The sequence below is a fragment of the Spiroplasma endosymbiont of Megaselia nigra genome, assembly GCF_003987485.1.
GTDB lineage: Bacteria > Bacillota_I > Bacilli_A > Mycoplasmatales > Mycoplasmataceae > Spiroplasma.
This window is the reverse complement of the sequence record NZ_RCOO01000320.1, coordinates 1-735: the sequence shown is the minus strand read 5'-3', so window position 1 is coordinate 735 and position 735 is coordinate 1. Positions and strand designations below refer to the sequence as shown.

Sequence of the window (735 nt, the reverse complement as noted above, 5' to 3'; positions counted from 1 at the left end):
AATATTGATAAAATAAGCAAAATTAATACTAATGAGTGATATAACATTATGACTAATCTTCATAAAAAAGGTGTTGGTAAAAACCTACTATTAAATGCTAATTTAATGCGTGGCAGTAAAATATATAATAATAAATTATTAAATATCTTGCATCAAACACCAATTAAATTAAATAAAATTTTAAATCATTTAAACCCGAATTTTTATATTCAAAAAGTAACTAAAAAATTATTAGCCCCAATTGAAAAACAAATAATTACTATTAAACAAAAAGTAATTAGTAAAATTACCGATAAAACTAAAAAAATATTGTCTAAATTTGAAACTAAGGCTATTAAAAAAGGCCAATTATTACCTTTTGCTTATGGTTCTGATGTTTTCTTAGCAGTTAAAATTGTTCCTTTATCAATTGCGGGTGAAGTTGCTTTAACAATATATTATAAAAATCCTAAATATGCCCCTATTGTCGTTATGACAACTTTAATCAAAGCAGAACAGTTTGTTTTGTCTCTTGAACCGTTTAAATTTTATATGGATAGTGAATGGTTTATTGGTTGGGGATTTAAAAAAACAAGTTTGTTTAATTTAGTTTCTTTTGCCCCACTTGCTTATCAGCAAGTAGTAAAAGATAGTTTTAAAATATATCGGACAATTGCTAAGATATTAAAAATGCAAGAACAATTTAAAAATAACTTTAATAAAGATAAATTGTTAAATACGCTAGAAGATAGTGCG

1 protein-coding gene is annotated in these 735 nt (G+C 24.4%); it reads left to right on the top strand.

Annotation, left to right across the window (positions count from 1 at the left end; translation table 4 throughout):
- Nucleotides 1-735, top strand: a 735-nt coding sequence (locus D9R21_RS07885) for a hypothetical protein (RefSeq protein WP_158614023.1), incomplete at both ends; no start/stop codon positions are given.